We start from the raw sequence: 13,984 nt of genomic DNA, 5'->3' as shown, positions 1-13,984 counted from the left end.
GTTCCCGGAACCCTTTGATCCCAAGCGAATTTTTCGTCGCATTTGGAAACCTTTGCCCGTCCCGGACCTAGTAGGACAAAGGGATGTGACAATGCCGCGTTACTACTTCGACCTTCGTGACCACCAGGGAATTGCGCTCGACGAGGAAGGGCTGGAATTGGCCAGCCCGCGCGCCGTTCGGGCCGAGGCCGCCAAGTCGCTTGCCGACATGGCACGCGATGCCGTCCTCTCCGCGCCGCCCACGGGCGGCAGGCAGACGATGGCGATCGACGTTCGCGACGCCAGCGGTCCCGTCATGCAGCTGACATTCTGGTTCGAGATCGAGACTCCGGCGTCGCGACCGCAATCACACGATCATTGACGCGTCAACGGTCTCGGCGGCGACTGCTCCGGATCCAGCACGGCGATCTTCCGGCCGAGCTGCCACACCTCGACCTTGCCATGGCGGGTGTACTGTCGTGCGAAGCTGAGAGCGGAGGAATCCGACGGGGCCTCGAACGCTTCGGCGGAGCGGAAGACGCCGTTCTCGCCGACAAGGTAAGCGCGATATTGCTGCATCATGTCGGTGCCCTCAGGCCGGGGGAGCGCAGCCAGGCCTCGATCTGCATGGCCGTTTCGTCCTGCCGCGCCCGGCGCAGCAGCATCTCGCGGCGGCGTCCCGGCGAGAGCGCGCGTGCTTCCTCGCGACAGCGCGTAGCTTCGTCGGCGAGTCTTTCGGTGAGAGTCTTGATCTGTTTGAAACGACGCCGCGTCCGCATGGCGCATCTCCCTGTTCGAGGGGGCGGGAGCGCAAACTGGCGTTCTCATCACCGATAAATGCCAAGAGCCCTGCGGTGATGAGTTAACCGTACGCCGCCGGCGGCGCCGAGTCTGTATCATTTGGTATGTCCGCAAATTAAATTTTCGGGTGCAAATTCAGCCCTTTGAGCCACTTACTCATCTTGAGTGCGACACGAGAGCAAAGTTCACTTTTGAACCAAAGCCACCTCTGGTCGTTTGCAGGACATCACCGGCCAAACATCACTGGCCAAGGCTTTGTCCACGGGCGTCGGTGGCTGAGAGACCCAGCGTGCTCCCGCCTGCAATGCGAAGGGAGCACACCGATGTCGGTGTATCGGCCGTTGCCTGCCGATCATGAGCAGGCAGAACACATGCGACAGCTTATGCGCGAGGCCCGCGAGCTGCTGAACCAGCCGCCGCCCGATACGTTTCTGGGACGCAAGACAACAGGGGCGCCTCCGAAACAGCAGGAGTCGGACGCGGATACCGGCTGATGCGTGGGTGCTGGCCGAATCCGGCCACTGATGCCCGCTCTGAATTTACTTCCGCTTCGGCCGCACAATGGACATCGTGGACTTGCTGCCGGTCTGGTCCCGTCGCGAATGACCCATGGCGGACATTGCGTTGGTCCCGCGCGATGACCGCCCCATTTGCTGCGAGGTCTAAACGTCCTGTTTGCACTGCGGGATCTCCCCCGCGGATTCTAAGCTGAATTTAGGTGTGTCCTAATTGGATTTTCGGGCGCCATAATGGGTCCGGAGCTAAAATCCAAAATGGCCATCTACCGCCTGTTACAGAACTCTCCGTTGGGGCCGGAGGAAATCGCGATATTGACGGACGCCTACGAGCGCACTTTGCGCGCGCTTTGTCTGGTTGACCGCAACGACCCAATCACGGACCTGATCGCCAAAAAGATCATAGAACTGGAGCAGCGCGGCGTTCGCGAGGCGAAGCAGTTGTCGGCTCTGGCCATTAAAGAGCTTGGCGTAAGTCCGCCCTAGTTGGCCGCCGTGGCTTATCTGAATCCAACTTTGGAACCGACGGCAGTGTATCTGCATATTAGCGTATTAGATGGGCAGTCCCGTTGACGGATTAGGAACCCGTATTCGGAGGTTGAGCGATGAGTGAACGGCGTCGGTTCAAACAGACAACCACCCTGGAGGTCCGTCTTGCCGAAGAAGCGACTCGCCTACGTGCTAAAGCCGCATTGCTTCCACCTGGGGCGACTCGCGAGGAGCTGCTACGAAAGGCCCGACAGGCCGAGACCGGCTCGCACATGAGCGAATGGCTACGGTCGCCCGGCTTGCAGCCGCCGAAGTAGTTTTGATTTACCTCAATGGTCGCCGAAGCGTGGCGTCCGCGCGCCGGATCAGGCGCGAAGCGCGACGTGCAGGCATTGGTTGAAGGCGCGCCTGGTCATCGGCGAACGCCTTGCCGTCGACGAAGCTGCTCGCGGTACAGCGCCAGCGTGGAACGCTTTGCCAATTGCCAGGTTTTCCCGATGCCCTTCCCCAAGGGCTTACCCCGCTTGGCCCCAGTTCCACCGCCCCGTTGCCAAAGGAGCTGGGGCCTTTTTTCGCGCCTCGACCCAAACCTGACCACTGGGTTCGAACCAGCCCCTGGGGTTCGAAACGCGCCGGCGCGGGCGCCTGATTTAGCCACAGGACGGCGAGCACCCCGACGATGGCCAAACCAGCTTATGGGTGCGTTCAGGATTGCCCTCGGAATAGCAGAAGTGCGGCAACCAGTATCGCTAGCCATACCAGCGAAACGATAAAGGTGCGAATTGCTGATCCACGTCGCGGCGCCTGGGCGGCATCGCGTCTTGTGAGCGGTACTCTTCAGCAAGCTTGCGGCAATCGGCAGCGTTAAGAACTTCGCTGGCTCTATTCAGGGCGCTGACCTCCCACTCCAGTCAGGCGAGGAGTTGCTTAAGTCCATCTTCAATCGTTCGCAGATCGTCGTGAAGAGCATGGCGGGCGTCGTGGTTCGGCGAGTTATGGAGGTCATCAAGCAGCTTGCGCCGGAATTCTCTCATCTCCTCGAGCGCTCGACGATTCTTCAAGCGCACGTAAATGGACACGAGCGATTCGAGGGAAGATCGCACTGTAGCGGCTCCAAAAGCGCAGGCGCCCTTTAGGCCAACACCGCTGGACGGTCGACTGTTCCTGTCGCTGGCCTGGCGTGACTCGCAGCGGACACAGAAAGAACCTCTCTGTCCGCTCCCTCAGGAGCGTCACAACTTCTGCCGCAGCTTCATGATGATGTCGCGGAGGTCTGCGGCGTACTCCCTGACGACGCGCCGCGCCTCGTCCAAGCGCGATGTCGGTTAGCGCGCCAGTTCGGACGGGCTCGGGGCCGGCAGCCCATAGTCCTCTGCCCGTTTGGCGGCCAGCTTCCGATACGCCAGCGCCTGTGCAAGCAGTTGATCTTTGAAGCCCGCATCGCGTTCGGTCTCTGCCAAACGTTCAAGCTGAACAGCTCGCTCCAGATATTCGACCAGAAGCTTCATCGCGCCCTCCACGGGCTGGACTAACCTGTCGAGCGTCGCCTCGTTCCTATCCCGGACCCCCGCGGTCAGCTTGGACGTTCCCGCGGTAACGGCGCTTCAGTGCCATCCGCCTTCGTTCGCGCGCGGCTTTGAGCTCGAAGAGGACGACAATCGCCACCAGCAGCGCGCCGCCGGAGGCAAGCAACAATAGGATCATCTCAAGCACGGCGGGCGAGCCTCTTGGCTTGGTCCTCCATGGCCTTTTCGACCTCCGCCGCGAGAGTGTCGAGGTGCTCTGCCAATCGATTGAACAGCTCTCGCTTGTGCGGCTCGGTGGCAAGATCCCGAATGAGCGCGCATTCGGCGGCGTCGGTCCGTAGCTTTTCCGCCCGCGCTTTAAAGTCCTTCATGATGGGCCCTGTTTTTTGTTTTTCTGCCCGGAGATTGCATGTTTTCCCCGATCTTGCCAGTCGTCGGCCAGGCAGGTGGTTTACCCCCTGCAGGGGCACCGCGGCGTCGCTTTCAGGACTTGTACGGAAGGTCGGATTTCCGTCGCGAGGACCTGACGCGGGTGCACTCGTAAAGTCAGCCAAGAGCCAAGAGGCGAAATTGACCTCGGGTCACGCGAAAAAGCAAAGCCCTGGCGATGAAGTGATGGCACCTTGAACCTTTGCGCGGTTCCGATGACCCACGCACGTGGGCAGGGAAACGGAGGTTTCCATGACCAGTTCCAATGGACGCCAGGTGCATCTTTATCGGTTGATGGTAGCGCGCACGGTGGGATTGTTTGCGGTCACATCTTTCGGCATCAACACAGCCCATTCACATGACCTGATGCGACCAGAACTGAACGCTTGGTTCAAAAGTCTCAAGAACAAGGCAGGTGAGCCGTGCTGTGATGGAGGGGACGGCCAATATGCGGAGGCCGAGTGGGATACGGCAAAGAATGGCTATAGAGTCCTTCTGAAAAATCCGCAGCGGCCAAGCGAACGCGGGCAATGGTTTGACGTGCCAAACTCTGTCGTGCTCAACGGGCAGAACCTCAGCGGCAGGGCGATGGTTTGGTGGTGGCCATCCTACGCCGATGGAAGAATGACTCCTTTGTGGCGCTGCTTCATTCCCGGACCGGAGGGATGATCCTCCCTTGGAAAACATAGCATCCTCAAGTCCGCTACGGGTTACAAGGCGCCCATGCCGCGGTAGTCGCCACAGGTCCGCTAATGAGGGCGGAGCCGACCCGCCAATACCGGGTCGCCTCTCTAGGGGCTGCCGTCACTCCCTTCAGTTTTCAGCACATCAGGGGCAGGTCGTTGTTGCCGCGAAGGGAGCTGACCATGCGGGTTGTCAGACGTTCGGGAAAATGTGGCATCGGTCGGAACATCCGAGAAGTTGGCTGAGTTAAAAGTCTTTGCCGCGTGCTTCTGCTCCTGCAGACATGCAATCGCAACACACTCGCGCCGAAGTCGTGATGGACCAGACTGCATTATTTGACGAGCTGAGGCGGATCGAGAGCGACGTGGTCGAGGGTGAACGGCGGCTTGCCGAGCAAGAGGCTCTGATTGTTGATTTGAAGCGCCAGGGCCAGGACACAGCCAAAGCCGAAGCCGAACTTGAACGGATGCGCCAAGATCAGCGACGTCGCGATCAGGATCGACAACGTCTCCTCTCGCGGATGCAACCCTGAACGTCTTCGGGCCAAGGAAACTTCCCAAGGAAACTTCCCAAGAAAACTTCCCAAGGAAACTTCCCAAGCAAACTTCGCCGGCCGCTCCCCGGCGTGGCGTCCGCGCGCCGGCTCAGGCGCGAAGCGCAAGGTGCAGGAATTGGTTGAAGGCGCTCGCCTGGTAATCGCCGAACGCCTCGCCGTTGACGAAGCCGCGCTTGCGGTACAGCGCCAGCGCCGGCTCGAACGCCGGGCCGCTTCCGGTCTCCAGGCTCAGCCGGGTCAGCCCGCGCGCCTTCGCCTCGCGCACGATGTGGTCCAGCAGCAGCGCCGCAACGCCGCGGCGCAGATGATCGGGGTGGGTCCGCATCGACTTCACCTCGGCGCCGCCGCCCTCCAGCTCCTTCAGCGCGCCGATGCCGACCACGTCGTCACCCTCGCGCACCGACCACACGGTGACCCCGGGCACCTGCAGCCCCGACAGGTCGAGCGCGAACACGTGGCCCGGCGGCGAGCTCGCATGCATGCCGGCGAGATGAAGCGCGAGCAGGCGGCGGGTCGGTTCAGAGGTGAGATCGTCGGGGTGGATTGAGAACATGGGGGATTCTTTTCGGTGCCTGCACTTATGAGGTTCAAGATAGCGAGAGAGTCGGCGGCGGGGCTAGTGCAAGTCACGCTGGTATCGAGGCGACATCTTCTTTCTCAATCCCTCGAGCAGCAATCCTGAGCTGCTCATCTGGTAGCGGTCGCTGAAGCGCCTTAGCTTCGTCCCAAGGCGCCTGCAACCATACGTCCCGCTCTTCGGCCGATGTCAGGATCACTGGCATGGCTTTAGGATGAATCGGCTCGACGACCGCATTTGGCGTCGTCGTGAGAAACCCATAAACCTGATGCGGCCCCGGAATAGGCTTCGACTTCGTGCCGCGATCGCCATTGAACGTCGTCCAGATGCCAGCGAACGCGAAAAGCGGCCGCGACTCCGCGAGCGCGAACCACACGATGTCTTTTTTCTTCGTCTCTGGGTTCGGCTCCGGCGCGTATTCCGCGAAGCTGTTGACCGGCACGAGGCAGCGATGCTCCGTCTTGAGCCATGCGCGCCAGTGTGGCGAGGAGGTATTGCGGATATTCGTCACGGGCGGGCCGCCGGTCCGCGGAGGCGGCGGCATACCCCAGCGCATCAACACCATCTCACGTTGCCCTTCGCCCGCGTCGCGAATGACCGGTGCAGGGTAATCCGGGAACACGCCGGGCATCGGCGGTAGGTTGCCTTCGTAGCGGCGAACGACCCGAAAGAGTTCAGCGATGGCGGCCTGATTGGTGGTGATCGAATAGAGATTGCACATGAACACGCTGGCTCCTGCTGGCGATCTGCCGGGCTAAGTCCGACCCGATCTTATGCTTTCGCTTCGTGACTCAATGTTCTTTGTCTGTTCTTATTCTGCCGTCTTCGGAGGGAAATGGGTATGGACAATCGCGTAGGTGAAATTAGAAGTCTTATCAGTGGCTTACGTGGCAGAATGCGTGAAGCCGAGACTGTCGTGCGTGAGCAGATCAAGCGCGACGAGGACTGCACCTCTACTGCAGAACAACTCATCAAAATGCGTGTGGTCATGAGTGGGCTTGCTCGGGAGCGCGTCCGGCTCGGCGACAATGACCCCATTACGGTGCACAGCCTGTTCATTCCTCGCCGGCCGCAGATGGCGCCCCCTCGTATCACTAAGCGCCGCTTGGTGCCGCACGGCATTGAACAGCAACGAGGCCATGCACGTCCGTGAAGTGTCATGGACAATCTCAGGCGATTTCCGGCGCCGTGGATCATGGAAGAGGAAGAGTCCTGCTTCCGCGTCAACGACGCGAACGGCTTCTTGATCTGCCGCGTTCTCCATCGAGAAGACTTGCACTCATGGGGCTACCAATATGCGCATGAGTCTTTGTCTCGTGACGAGGCAAGGCGGATCGCAAGGGCAATCTCTCGATTGCCGGAATTGCTGAAGCGTCCTCAGTATTGAGCTTAAAGATCCTCCCTTAGCCCCTCCCTCAGCCGACTTGGCGCGGTACTCGATCTCCGCAAGCAGCTTTGGTTCAACCCAGATGCCCTTGTGCGCGATCCGCTTGGCATGAGGCTGTGTCTTGCGGCGCAGCGGCTCCAGGCGCTTCCGAAGTTCGGCGGCTGATGTGTTGTCGAAGCCGTGGTCGACCTTGCCGGCATAGATGAGATCATCGCCCTTGCGACGGCCAAGATACACGCCGTCCCATTTACCTTCATCGAGGGCGAAGCCGGCGATGGTTAGCGTCTCTCGTTGCGCGCAGGTCGTCTTGACCCAGTTGTGGCCCCGGCCACTGTTGTAAACGCTGTCGCGAATCTTGGAGACTACACCCTCAAGCCCAACCTTGCAGGCATGCGCGAACATCTCGCGCCCTTCCATCTCGAAGCTCTCGCTGAACTGCACGTCGGTGCCGGAAATGATCTTCTTCAGCTCAGCCTTGCGCTGTACGAGCGGGAGTCTCCGGAGGTCTCGTCCATTCAGATAGAGCAGGTCAAAGGCGACGAGCACGATCTTGGAGGACGTCCCTTTCAATTCGTTCTGAAGCACCGAGAAATCGGTGGTGCCATCGGAAGCAAGAACGACAATCTCGCCATCAAGTATCGCCATCCGCGACTTTCTTGAAGCGCTTGGTCCAGTCGTGGCCGCGGCGGGTGTAGATGGTCACGGCTTCATTGGCCAGGTGCACCTGAACACGATAGCCGTCGAATTTGATCTCGTGAATCCACCGCTCCCCGGATGGCACTCTCTCGACGGAGGATGCCAGGGCCGGTTCGATAAAGCCGGGAAAGGGCGCCTTCACGCCGATCGCCACCGACTTCCGCTGCCACGCCACAGAAACACTCCACGCAACACACTTTGATTCGAATCTTTGCGTGCGGATTCGTTCCTGTCCTGCCCGGCCGTCGAGAGGCGATCAGGAACTAACTGAATCTCCATGCGTTTCAGCATGCGCATGGAGGTGCAACATGGCTAAGGCGAAGAAGCGGACCGCTCGCGGTCGCAAGCAGGACCGCGCGCGCGTAGCGGGCGGACAGAAATACGAAGTCAGCTACGAGGCAAAGAAGACGGGCCGCTCGGCTTCCGCGGTGAAGAAGGCCGTCAAGAAAGTGGGCAGCAGCCGGAAGAAGGTCGAGCGCAAGCTGGGGCGAAAAGGAACAGGGACGGGAAGGTAGAGTTCTTCTCGCAGGAGGACACGTTCATGAAAGCATTCGCATTTGGTTTGGCAATTCTATTAGCCGGTTCGACGGGATACGCCTCGGCCCATACGACGAAGCGTCATCATCATCATCATCATCATCATCATCATCATCATGGCTGGTCCAAGTCGATGAATATGATGCACGGACCCGGACGTTCAGCAGCCCGGAGCGACCCGAACGGGACAGCCGCCGGTCCGACCAGCGTGAGTGGCACCGGCTCATCGAAGTTCGGCGGTCAAATACCCGGTGCACCGGGGGCAACGCGCCAGCCCTGAGGACAGTATCCATCAGAAAATAATTCGAAGTAGTGCTGGAACGAGCGGCGTAACCACGATGCTTTGACACGTCGGGCAAAACACTGGCAGAATAGCATCATCGAGATGAATTTGTTTTGCGCCCGCGACGGATATTGCCGCCGCGGGTTTTTTGCGTCTCGATCCTGAATTGACATGAGTAATTTGAAGGAATTTTCCAAATGACTGACGTAGTGAATGCCAACCTGCTTTCCCAAAACGCCCTCGCGAGGGCGGCCGCTCGCCGAGCGGTGAAGCAACGGACGTTGACCGAAATCAAATCCTTGGCACGGACACATACCAGCGTCGCTATGAAGGCTCTCGTGCAGATCGCGGGTAACAAGGATGCTCCCGCTCATGCTCGCGTCGCAGCCGCCACCGCAATTCTGGATCGGGGCTGGGGCAGGCCGCTGCAAACAATCACGAGTGAAGACGGCAAGCCGTTGGAGTTTGTCCATCGCATCGAGCGGGTCATCGTTCATCCCGGCGATAACGTGACGATGGAAGCGCAGATCGAGGAGAGCGTGCAGCGAGTACCGATCAGCGTTCTCGGAAGCCTCGGGGCGATATGTGATTCCGAGGCGATTTATGAAGAGCGTTGGCTGCATTTGCAGGAGCAGCCATGAGCGAAATACTTCTGAAGCTGCTTCAAGCGCGTGCTGAGCCGAGTTCTGAAGCCAAATGGCCGAAGTGGATCGCGGACGCGCTTGCGTATAAGCCGGAGAACCTTACGAAGGTGGTAGACTCGCCGGCCAAATTGGTCTCACCGGAAAGCGACGAGCGACGCAACATTCGGGTATTAAGTCGCGTGTCGAACGGCTGAGCCTTGACAGCCCGCGGGGTGCCGCGGGCTTTCTTTTTGATGAGACGTCCGCGCCGTTAGGCCGTGTATTCATAAAAGAATGTCTGTTGATGAGGGCCAAGCGGAAATCTTCTAGTCGGCCAGAGCATTACTGCTTCTGACCCAAAGCAGACCATGCGGGGTTAGTCTTGACCTGCCTTGTTGTTCCAGCTCCAACAATCTGATCGGAACGCGGCTTCTGGGCCTTTCAAGCAGACCCTGGGGCGAGCCCCTGCGTCATCCCCCGAGTCGGGAAACCGTTGTGCGGACCACGCTGCTAAGCTGGCTGAAGTAGCGGAAGCGCGGCCGGCCATGCAAGGCCCTGTGCGATAGAGGCGCAGCGATGATCCTTACGTCCGGGGTAAACTGCCGCAATTCAGCGCGAAGGTCGGTATGTCTTCAACATTGTGAGCTCGCCTGCATCTGCGCGGCTCTTTCCGGCGAGCAAAATTTCCTTCATCTGCTTAATTACTCGCGGTTCGAGCGTCTCGATTTTTGCAGCGATCTGCGGATCGAGGATGCCCTTGCGGCCATAGCGTCCGCGCACGTCGCTGACGTGTCCGAGAATGCGATCGCGAGTGCGTTGTGCAATCGCTCCATTGTCCAGCCAGTCCGCCATAAGGTGTCGCGTAGAGTAGAGCGTAAGGTCTGCGCGATTGAGCTTGAGCTTCGCCTTGACATACTGCCACGATTTGCTGAGCGGCTGCGACCAGCAGATTCTGCCGTCTTTGCGGGTGTACGCGTTCCATTCGGGGAAGAGCCGCTCCTCTTGCTGGTCCATTAGGTCTTGCATGCGGTCAAGCAGCCCCAGTTCGATGAGGAGCGGATTGATCGGGATGACGCGGCCCGCTGCGTTTGTTTTAAGATTGCGAAGGTCTTTGACTGCAATGCGTCCGTTGCGGGCATCGAACGGACGCAGGTCGAAATAATAGAACTCACCGTCTGTGCGTATGTCGGCACATTTGAGCTGTCCGACCTCGCCGGGGCGCATTCCAGTGAGAATGCAGATCAGGAATCCCCAATAGATGTGCGATTGCAGGAAATATCCACCAGTCTGCCAGACGTGCACCCGGTTTTTGCACCCGGTGAAAAGCGGCAGGCCCATCAGCTTTAACAGCTCATTGTCGTCGAAAGCATCGCGCGGCAGCGGCGCCAGGTTTCTGGATCGATGCACACGAACTTGGGACGCGGCCCGCGGTAATGCTTTCCGGCGATGGCAAAGTCTATAAACTTATAGAGCCCGGCCCAATACCTGCTCTTAATGGTCGTGGTCGTCACGCGCTTAAGCTTCGACCAGTTGGCTGTTTCGGCATATTTGTAGCGCTGGAACAGCGTCTGCGAGAAGTTGCGCGGAATGTTGTCTCGGTTGGGAATGTCCGGGAGCGCCTCGTCGAGCAGATTCCACCTGGCTTCAGTAATCTCGTCCATTCGAGGATTGCCCAGCAGTTCGACCGCAAACTGGACAACCGGCGCCGCTTCGCCACGGCCTTTTGCGGTGTGCTTGCGTTTGCGATCGAGCGGCTTGAGAAACTCGGCCAGCACATCGGACATCCGGCAGCAATTGCGCTCGGCGACCTTCTCGGTGAGAGCAGATACCTCAGGCTCGACGATGGGCCAGATCGAGCCCACATGCAGTACGGGAAACCCCGGAAGCCTTTGCGCGACGGCGTCTCGCACGAGGCGATCGATCAATGCGATGGGATCGAACGGTTGCGCGATCGCGGGCCCAGTCCAGCTCTGCTCGGAGCTGATTGCGAGCGCGGAAATTGCCGACATCAATTTGCGTCTGTGTCCGACCGAACTCACCCCGATGCTTTCGAGGTCCTCTGCTGTGAGTTCACGAAGGATGTCGAGATCAATATGATTTGCGGCAAAGGCCGCACAGTACTCGGTCAAGCCCATAGCCGTGAGCCATTTGTCAATGAAAGATTTTCCTTTCATCGGGATCCCGCAGTCAATGTAGGAGCAGGGCACCCTAACGGTAATGGAAGCCGCCGCTCAAGGGGTACTGCAGCTGTGGCATGGGAGAGGTGAGATTGGTCTCCGCGGGACTGTTGGACTGCGGCAAGTCTAGTCCGCAACGGCACACCTCGCAATGTTTCCCCTTTGGGCACGTGGGGCGGCAAAAAAGAGGTTAGCTTGTGGCCCGTAGCGACGGAAATCTACGTCCGCTCACTTGTCGGCAATAGGGGTACGAGCGGACGCGTTGTGCTCAACGTGAGTTCTTCGCAGTTTGACCCGAAGCGGGACCTGATGCTTTCAGCTTCCGAGGCCACTCGAGCAGCAATATCCGAGTTAATAGTTGTAGATCAGGCGACCTTTCCTTGTGAACCTACAAGTTCTCTCCTGCGACAGATGTCGCGAGGTTGGTGCCCGGCTGGTCTCAAGTCCGATAGTGGACGCTGGAGAGATTATAATGAATTGGATCGGACCGGTCATCGGCGGGGCGCTGTTTGTAGCTGGTTTGCTAACATCAGCGGGACCGGGGCTGGCGGCAGGGAGCGATGACGGTTTCACAACGTTCTGGACGCAGTTCAAAGCTGCAGTCGGCAAGAGCGACCAGAAGGCCGTATCGGACATGATTAAATATCCTGTCCTCTACCAGGATCTGCGGCGAGCGGCGGAGTTTCCTGTGATCTGGACGGGTGCTTTCAGACCTGCGCATCGGGCGTGTCTTGCCAAGCAGAAGCCTGTCAAGGACACATCCCCCAAGGGGGTAGTTACTTACTCTGCCTTTTGCGACTCGATCATCTACTCTTTCGCTAAGGATGAATCCGGCTGGAAATTGACGGACTTTGGCGTAGACGATTGATCGGCCTTGTAACACTGATTGCCAACTGTTTCGCTGTTGTGATCGGGGCGCTCTCCGGATTTGGCCCGTAGCGGACCTTTGGCGACGCCCGTTGACTGCCGCCTGTGCCCTAAGCGGACAAATGGGCCTATCTAATAGAAGTTCTGTCGGAGGCGCAGATGGACACCGCGGTGAATCCTTCGAGCTGCTTAGCTTGTGCAGCCCATCGAGCAGCCCGATCTTAATGCTCTGCTGGCCGTGGCCCCTAGGTGGCAGCCGCAACATCCTGAGACGAAGAACCTGGTTTACGCAAAGAGATCGGTGAATGGCCGAATGCCAATGCGTATGCGCGCGAGAACGCTGCAGCGCTGCCAAAACCCACGCGTCGGGCGACCGACTTGATGCGCTCGCCGCGCTGAAGCTCTCGCTGACCAAGCGTCAGCCGCCACGATTTAAGATAGGCAGCGGGTGTAGTGCCAGTCACTTTTGGAAACAGCGTCATAAAGCGGCTCCGCGAGAGTCCGCTGATACTGGCAAGTTCCTCGATGTGCCACGGGCGAGAGGGTTGATCGTGCATAGCGACCAGAGCCTTATGGATCGCTGGATGGGATAGGCCGGCAAGAAGTCCCGGTCGCGTTGAGCCGATATCGATTGCCGTCCGAAGGATAAGCAAAATGATCACCTCGCACAGGCAGTTGAGAGCGACTTGCCTGCCGCATCGCATGTCCGAGGCCTCGGTCACAAAAGCTGCAGTAAGAGCTTGCAAAGTAGGAGCCTCGCTGAGGGGGATCACGATCCGCTCGGGCATCGCATTCATGAGCGGGTTTGTGACACCCCCGAATCTGATCGCGGCCGCAGCCAGGATCCCGCCGCCGTGATCAGGCATCGCATCACGATGGGGGCAGAAGGTGACGCTCCTTGCGGAGCCGCCCTCTCCCAAAATGACGAGGTTTGCGACCGCGTCTCGCTCGTCTTTCGCCACGACCGTCACTGACAGTTCAAAGGCATCAAAGAAGGCGGAAAGCCGGTCGCGCTTGCCGACGACAGGACTCTCAATCATGTTTTTGGAACTATTCATGCTCATGAGTGTGACATGAGATGAATGCAGGAGCAACTGCTGCCCAAATTCGTGAAAGGAATCTTGATGCTTACACCCCGTCAGAAGGCACCGGCCCTTGTCGTAAGAACGCTCGACCATGGTCGCTTCGATCTGGCAACGGAAAGCCCCGAGCGCATGGCGCTCATCTGCTTCTATCGCGGCTTGCATTGCCCGATCTGTGCCAACTACCTCAAGGAATTGGACCGCCTGACCCCGGAATTTGCCATCCGCGGCGTTACGACCGTTGCCATCAGTTCAGATGGGGAGGAGCGAGCGCGCCAGATGGCGGACAAGATCCAAGCCAAAAATTTGCGTGTGGGACATGGGCTGGGATTGAGCGATGCCCGCAATTGGGGTCTCTATATCTCGACCTCTCGCGGAAGGACCTCGATCGGAATCGAAGAACCTTCCTTGTTCTCTGAACCCGGCGTGTTTCTGATCAGACCGGATCAAACTGTTTACTATCTCTCCGTCCAGTCCATGCCGTTCGTTCGTCCCAACTTCGCTGAAATGGTCCAGGCGTTAAATTTCGTCATCAAGAACGACTATCCAGCCAGAGGCGAGTATACGGGCGCGATATGAGACGTTGGGCGCGCCTTCATCCGCCTTAGGTTACTAGCGCACCGCAAACCAAAAGATTGCGGTTGCCAATAAACCTTGCGCGCCTTCCGTGGCGTTCCGCTAGTGGCCCGTAGCGACGGAAATCTACGTCCGCTCACTTGTCGGCAATAGGGGTACGAGCGGACGCGTTGTGCTCAACGTGAGTTCTTCGCAGTTTG

General features: G+C 59.0%; 22 protein-coding genes and 1 pseudogene. 13 read left to right on the top strand and 10 right to left on the bottom strand.

Going from position 1 to position 13,984, the window contains the following annotated elements:
• The first annotated feature begins 91 nt into the window (after positions 1-91).
• Complete coding sequence (locus tag GA0061098_RS32555; RefSeq protein WP_091965536.1) at positions 92-361, top strand: DUF6894 family protein; 270 nt, start codon at positions 92-94, stop codon at positions 359-361.
• On the opposite strand, the gene GA0061098_RS32550 is transcribed toward GA0061098_RS32555, so the two are convergent.
• Together GA0061098_RS32550 and GA0061098_RS32545 are read right to left on the bottom strand one after the other, a co-directional pair.
• Positions 355-561, bottom strand: coding sequence for a hypothetical protein (locus GA0061098_RS32550; RefSeq protein WP_091965535.1), 207 nt, complete (start codon positions 559-561; stop codon positions 355-357). The genes GA0061098_RS32555 and GA0061098_RS32550 overlap by 7 nt on opposite strands.
• Positions 558-758 (bottom strand): hypothetical protein, encoded by a 201-nt coding sequence (locus GA0061098_RS32545; RefSeq protein ID WP_091965534.1) that lies wholly within the window; start codon positions 756-758, stop codon positions 558-560. The genes GA0061098_RS32550 and GA0061098_RS32545 overlap by 4 nt, the downstream gene beginning before the upstream one ends.
• Positions 759-1,103: 345 nt before the next feature.
• Between GA0061098_RS32545 and GA0061098_RS45275 the strand changes: the two genes are divergently transcribed.
• The 3 genes from GA0061098_RS45275 to GA0061098_RS46380 all read left to right on the top strand — a co-directional run bounded on the left by GA0061098_RS45275 (position 1,104) and on the right by GA0061098_RS46380 (position 2,101).
• Complete coding sequence (locus GA0061098_RS45275; RefSeq protein WP_165637743.1) at positions 1,104-1,274, top strand: hypothetical protein; 171 nt, start codon at positions 1,104-1,106, stop codon at positions 1,272-1,274.
• Positions 1,275-1,553: 279 nt separating this feature from the next.
• Positions 1,554-1,781 carry a hypothetical protein gene (locus GA0061098_RS32540; protein ID WP_091965623.1) on the top strand — a complete coding sequence of 76 codons (228 nt, stop codon included), beginning with the start codon at positions 1,554-1,556 and terminating at the stop codon, positions 1,779-1,781.
• A 119-nt stretch (positions 1,782-1,900) separates the two neighbouring features.
• Entirely contained in the window at positions 1,901-2,101 is a 201-nt protein-coding gene (locus GA0061098_RS46380) for a Rossmann-fold NAD(P)-binding domain-containing protein (protein WP_091965533.1), read from the top strand.
• A gap of 1,008 nt (positions 2,102-3,109) precedes the next feature.
• Here the strand turns inward: GA0061098_RS46380 and GA0061098_RS32525 are convergent.
• Together GA0061098_RS32525 and GA0061098_RS32520 are read right to left on the bottom strand one after the other, a co-directional pair.
• Positions 3,110-3,292, bottom strand: a complete 183-nt coding sequence (locus tag GA0061098_RS32525) for a hypothetical protein (protein ID WP_091965622.1) — start codon at positions 3,290-3,292, stop codon at positions 3,110-3,112.
• Positions 3,293-3,489: 197 nt separating this feature from the next.
• Positions 3,490-3,681, bottom strand: a complete 192-nt coding sequence (locus tag GA0061098_RS32520) for a hypothetical protein (protein WP_091965531.1) — start codon at positions 3,679-3,681, stop codon at positions 3,490-3,492.
• A 310-nt stretch (positions 3,682-3,991) separates the two neighbouring features.
• On the opposite strand from GA0061098_RS32520, the gene GA0061098_RS32515 reads away from it, so the two are divergent.
• Both GA0061098_RS32515 and GA0061098_RS32510 read left to right on the top strand, forming a co-directional pair.
• Positions 3,992-4,408, top strand: a complete 417-nt coding sequence (locus tag GA0061098_RS32515) for a hypothetical protein (protein WP_245323736.1) — start codon at positions 3,992-3,994, stop codon at positions 4,406-4,408.
• Between the two features lie 331 nt (positions 4,409-4,739).
• Entirely contained in the window at positions 4,740-4,955 is a 216-nt protein-coding gene (locus GA0061098_RS32510) for a hypothetical protein (protein WP_091965620.1), read from the top strand.
• Positions 4,956-5,067: 112 nt separating this feature from the next.
• Here the strand turns inward: GA0061098_RS32510 and GA0061098_RS32505 are convergent, their stop codons facing one another.
• Both GA0061098_RS32505 and GA0061098_RS32500 read right to left on the bottom strand, forming a co-directional pair.
• The gene (locus GA0061098_RS32505) at positions 5,068-5,532 is read right to left on the bottom strand and encodes a GNAT family N-acetyltransferase (RefSeq protein WP_091965530.1); all 465 of its coding nucleotides are present in this window, start codon (positions 5,530-5,532) and stop codon (positions 5,068-5,070) included.
• 73 nt (positions 5,533-5,605) lie between these two features.
• Entirely contained in the window at positions 5,606-6,277 is a 672-nt protein-coding gene (locus GA0061098_RS32500; RefSeq protein ID WP_091965529.1) for an SOS response-associated peptidase, read from the bottom strand.
• A gap of 120 nt (positions 6,278-6,397) precedes the next feature.
• Here GA0061098_RS32500 and GA0061098_RS32495 point away from each other — a divergent pair, with 120 nt between their 5' ends.
• Positions 6,398-6,709, top strand: a complete 312-nt coding sequence (locus GA0061098_RS32495) for a hypothetical protein (RefSeq protein ID WP_091965619.1) — start codon at positions 6,398-6,400, stop codon at positions 6,707-6,709.
• 258 nt (positions 6,710-6,967) lie between these two features.
• On the opposite strand, the pseudogene ligD reads toward GA0061098_RS32495, so the two are convergent.
• A pseudogene (ligD, locus tag GA0061098_RS32485) lies at positions 6,968-7,814 on the bottom strand (non-homologous end-joining DNA ligase); the annotation flags it as partial.
• A gap of 133 nt (positions 7,815-7,947) precedes the next feature.
• On the opposite strand from ligD, the gene GA0061098_RS32480 reads away from it, so the two are divergent.
• From GA0061098_RS32480 to GA0061098_RS32470, 4 genes are all read left to right on the top strand, one after another.
• On the top strand, positions 7,948-8,154 hold the full coding sequence (locus tag GA0061098_RS32480) for a DUF3606 domain-containing protein (protein ID WP_091965527.1): 207 nt from the start codon (positions 7,948-7,950) through the stop codon (positions 8,152-8,154).
• A 26-nt stretch (positions 8,155-8,180) separates the two neighbouring features.
• On the top strand, positions 8,181-8,456 hold the full coding sequence (locus GA0061098_RS44190; RefSeq protein WP_129591002.1) for a hypothetical protein: 276 nt from the start codon (positions 8,181-8,183) through the stop codon (positions 8,454-8,456).
• 200 nt (positions 8,457-8,656) lie between these two features.
• The gene (locus GA0061098_RS32475; RefSeq protein WP_208610706.1) at positions 8,657-9,100 is read left to right on the top strand and encodes a hypothetical protein; all 444 of its coding nucleotides are present in this window, start codon (positions 8,657-8,659) and stop codon (positions 9,098-9,100) included.
• On the top strand, positions 9,097-9,297 hold the full coding sequence (locus GA0061098_RS32470; RefSeq protein WP_091965526.1) for a hypothetical protein: 201 nt from the start codon (positions 9,097-9,099) through the stop codon (positions 9,295-9,297). Before GA0061098_RS32475 ends, GA0061098_RS32470 begins: the two co-directional genes overlap by 4 nt.
• Before the next feature lie 394 nt (positions 9,298-9,691).
• On the opposite strand, the gene GA0061098_RS46375 is transcribed toward GA0061098_RS32470, so the two are convergent.
• Both GA0061098_RS46375 and GA0061098_RS46370 read right to left on the bottom strand, forming a co-directional pair.
• On the bottom strand, positions 9,692-10,420 hold the full coding sequence (locus GA0061098_RS46375) for a tyrosine-type recombinase/integrase (RefSeq protein WP_245323734.1): 729 nt from the start codon (positions 10,418-10,420) through the stop codon (positions 9,692-9,694).
• A 5-nt stretch (positions 10,421-10,425) separates the two neighbouring features.
• Positions 10,426-11,256, bottom strand: a complete 831-nt coding sequence (locus GA0061098_RS46370; RefSeq protein WP_245323731.1) for an SAM domain-containing protein — start codon at positions 11,254-11,256, stop codon at positions 10,426-10,428.
• Between the two features lie 475 nt (positions 11,257-11,731).
• Here GA0061098_RS46370 and GA0061098_RS32455 point away from each other — a divergent pair, with 475 nt between their 5' ends.
• Positions 11,732-12,127, top strand: coding sequence for a hypothetical protein (locus GA0061098_RS32455; RefSeq protein ID WP_091965525.1), 396 nt, complete (start codon positions 11,732-11,734; stop codon positions 12,125-12,127).
• A 244-nt stretch (positions 12,128-12,371) separates the two neighbouring features.
• Here GA0061098_RS32455 and GA0061098_RS32450 read toward each other — a convergent pair whose 3' ends face one another.
• Positions 12,372-13,190, bottom strand: coding sequence for a helix-turn-helix transcriptional regulator (locus GA0061098_RS32450; protein ID WP_245323728.1), 819 nt, complete (start codon positions 13,188-13,190; stop codon positions 12,372-12,374).
• Between the two features lie 60 nt (positions 13,191-13,250).
• Between GA0061098_RS32450 and GA0061098_RS32445 the strand changes: the two genes are divergently transcribed.
• Entirely contained in the window at positions 13,251-13,787 is a 537-nt protein-coding gene (locus tag GA0061098_RS32445; RefSeq protein WP_091965617.1) for a peroxiredoxin-like family protein, read from the top strand.
• The last annotated feature ends 197 nt before the right edge of the window (positions 13,788-13,984 follow it).

Origin of the sequence: Bradyrhizobium shewense, from assembly GCF_900094605.1 — a bacterium.
GTDB classification, from domain to species: domain Bacteria; phylum Pseudomonadota; class Alphaproteobacteria; order Rhizobiales; family Xanthobacteraceae; genus Bradyrhizobium; species Bradyrhizobium shewense.
The sequence above is the reverse complement of the archived record's forward strand: the minus strand, read 5'-3'. Positions and strand labels throughout refer to the sequence as shown.